General features: G+C 42.3%; 3 protein-coding genes. All 3 read left to right on the top strand.

The genetic code is table 11. The annotated features are described in order from the left end of the window. Positions 1-382: hypothetical protein (locus OH460_RS27220; RefSeq protein ID WP_270000180.1), on the top strand; the 382-nt coding region annotated here is incomplete at its 5' end. 91 nt (positions 383-473) lie between these two features. Continuing rightward, on the top strand, positions 474-1,895 hold the full coding sequence (locus tag OH460_RS27215; RefSeq protein WP_270000179.1) for a hypothetical protein: 1,422 nt from the start codon (positions 474-476) through the stop codon (positions 1,893-1,895). Positions 1,896-1,898: 3 nt separating this feature from the next. Next, complete coding sequence (locus OH460_RS27210; RefSeq protein ID WP_270000178.1) at positions 1,899-3,242, top strand: hypothetical protein; 1,344 nt, start codon at positions 1,899-1,901, stop codon at positions 3,240-3,242. Positions 3,243-3,299: the final 57 nt, after the last annotated feature.

Raw genomic sequence — 3,299 nt, 5'->3', positions numbered from 1 at the left:
CGAAGAGCAGCAAAGCACTGAGCTATCGGGTACGCAAGTAGCGATGGATACTCCTAACCAGTTTGACACATCGGTAGCACCTAACGATGGTGCAGAACATGACTCTATGATGCGAGAAAGTGGTACTCAACTAGCATCAACAGGATTTGACGCTCCAAACGATGGATATATGGACCCAAGTACGTCTGACGCAAACTTAGGAGACAACTCAAATAAGTTGGATATTGCGACAGCTTTAACTACTGGCGACAAGACAAATCTTGAAATGGACGCCGATGAAATTATCAATGGCGACAAGCTTGATACTGTAGTTGGCTTGGGAGGTTCGGTAGGAGAAATCGATGGTGACGTGAATTATGATCAAGACACAAAACTAACATAATGCCCATATTGATGACGTTTAATCGATATTTCTAATAACTAAACCCTATTGGTGTATACAAACTCCAATAGGGTTTTTTTTAGGTTTCCGAATGAAGATATATTCCACAATCGCATTGATGATCATGACGTTCGTTTCTGAAGCATATGAGGTTTCAGGGAGAAGTTTATTAATCATGGATGCGCAAACTACGGTTGGCTTAGAAGCTTTAGGTGTGGAAGCCGCTAAAGTTGATGCGTTGGAACGAGTTGAGCAAACCATTTCCAAGGGAGACAAATTTGGACTTGTGTATTCTTACCAGCCATCCATTCAGAAACTTATTGTCTTAGCTCAGGATAAAGTTGAATGCGATGTTGGCATTTGCTTAGAAACAACTATTAAATTGATAGTCGATAAACAAATTGCTAAGGCTATCAGTCAAAGTCTTCATAACAGTGCTAGTGGCATGTCGCAACTTGAGTCAAAGCCCAAAGATGTACTCAGTGCGCAGCTAAACCAATTTACATTGATAGAGTCACGCCACTCTCGGTTACCAATTGAGTTCCGCGCAAAAGATGGAATCTATTCTCAGTGGTTAAGGCTAAGAGCAAAGGAGCAAAAGGAGCTTGTTAAACGTATCAAGGTATCTACGATATTTAAGGATACGGAGTTCGTTCCACAAAAAGTTAAGCTGAATAAGGTGCCTGTGTTTGATTCCATCGGAGAGCCATCAACGTCTCAGTACATTGCCTATTCGTTTGCCCTACCTGGTTCCGAGCAGATGAACGATCTGGTAAAAGCCATTCCATCTTTAATCTCTGATACTCGGTATGTGACTATGAAGATGAGTGTCCCAGAGCTGTCCATAGAGCAGGTCGAATTTAGGGCTAAGTATCATTGCATGTTATTCGCATCGGCAGATGATTACTTATCACATCAATCGCTGACAACAGCTCAATTGTTTCACCGAGAGCCAGAAGTAGCAATCAACGTGTCAGGAAAGATAGTCCATATAGGTCGTGGGTACTATTACGAAAAAGGTTCCGAATCTGATTCAGTATTGAAGCGTTCAGGGATTCCAACCTATTGTGAACTGCTTAATGGAGAATTGGTGTTTCCTAAAGATACAAAGCAGGCAGCTTTTTTGGGGTCCCATGTGACGGTGTTTAGTACTGTTCGTATCCTGGAGGTAGCCACGGATTTCAATGCGGATGAAACGAATATTGATGATTGGCTTCTCGTTGATTCTAACTTTGATAAAGCATGGATAGAGTCACGTTATACAGATGAGATTAATACGATCCGACAAGGATGCATTGATGCGGTGTGTTCTTCACAGGTTATAACCCCTAAGCAATTCATGTTGATGCTTAATGGCGAACCCCATGTTGCCTTCTCTAAAGTCGCAGCCGGAATGAGGTACCCATTTAGAATTGAGCGCTATCAACCAACGTATCCTCTTGTTGTTCCATACGTGGGCTTACAGACTGCAGGGTATGGTACTGCTTTGAGTTCGTTAACAGTGGAGGAGTGATGTATGAGACGTATGTTTATTTTGTTGTTTCTAATGTCTAGCCTAGTGACTGCAAAGCCATTCGACGCAACTGTAGAGCGCGTAGTTCCGAGCGAGCAAGTAACGCAGGCTCTCTTTCAGCAATTGAAAGATGAAGCCGCGTTTTTAGCTGTCTCTAAAGCGGATTTACGTGGTTATGTAAAGACGAGTCAAAGTTATAACGGCGCTTATCTAGAGACATTGAAGGTTCTACTACCTCTAGTAGCCGATGTGGATGTTGTTAGTCAATCAGTGAATAACTGCACTGGCGCTGATTTTAAATGTGTATCACTGACAGTCAATGTGCATATAGACAGAGGAGAGTTCCAGTCTCAGCTTGAAATGATAAAGAATGATGAAGTTTTAAGAAGAAGTCTGGAGCAATATCATAGGGAGCCTGGTCATCCTCTTCGAAAGCGAATTACGATGTTGTCTTCTCAGATCGAGAGTTTGAGTAAACACGGTGAACAGTCTGATTTGGTTAATTCGCTAAAGGTGCAGCTTCATGAGAGCCAGTTGGTGGAACGTGATATTAAGTCAATGCGAATTGTGACTGAAATTGCACGGCATTATTCGGATTTCATTATCTTTACTCAAGTTGAAGGTATCGAGCGCATTTCTAGTAACAGAGTGAAGGTTACATTACGTTCACGAGGTAGCTCATATGGCAATCATGACTTTGATTCTCGTTTAGCGGCAATTATAGATAGTAACGGTTATGCAATGGACATGTACCATCGAGTGGTGCATCAAGGAAATGTTTCTTCTCGCATCAGTCTAGGAAATCACTTTGATGATGGCCACCAGCTAAAAGTGCGACAGCTGTGTATTGAACCGAACTCCTTTGAATATCATTCACCGGTTCTACAGGCTTTATATGAAAGTGACACGAAACTTACTCTTCCGCTTTATTCACAAAGTAGATTTGTACGAGTTGGTAGCTTCAAGGGTGAACCTGTACCAAAAGAAACAAAAGTGGATAGTTACTCTTACTGTATTTGGGATAAATTCGAATACCAATATTCAGTTGAATTGGCGGATAAAGAAATAGAACACTTTGCGATGTCGGGTAGTAGGTCAGCGGCCAGTCGTCTCACTATTGGCATAGAACCGGAACAATACGCTCAGATGTCGCCTAAGCAATGGCAAGCGTATATGGATAGCAAAGGCTTACTTGATGTTACCCACCAGAAAAAGCCTCGTAGGTTGTCACAGGGCGCAATGTTGCCAGCCTTTGGCAACGATTCAACGCGATACCGTGAGAATGTGATCATCGGTTGTAATGCGGATACCGGCGTCTGTCCAGACCGAGCAATACAACACTTCTAAATACATTCCCCCCACTTTTGGTACGCAACATATTCATTCCTAGCTTTTTTGTTGTAT

Origin of the sequence: Vibrio sp. Makdt (assembly GCF_027587015.1) — a bacterium.
Classification (GTDB): Bacteria; Pseudomonadota; Gammaproteobacteria; order Enterobacterales; family Vibrionaceae; genus Vibrio; species Vibrio chagasii_B.
This window is presented reverse-complemented; position numbering and strand designations above follow the sequence as displayed.

Bases quoted from the DNA above. Each gene is read 5' to 3' on its own strand.
- OH460_RS27215 (WP_270000179.1), top strand. From the start codon at position 474: ATGAAGATATATTCCACAATCGCATTGATGATCATGACGTTCGTTTCT.
- OH460_RS27210 (WP_270000178.1), top strand. From the start codon at position 1,899: ATGAGACGTATGTTTATTTTGTTGTTTCTAATGTCTAGCCTAGTGACT.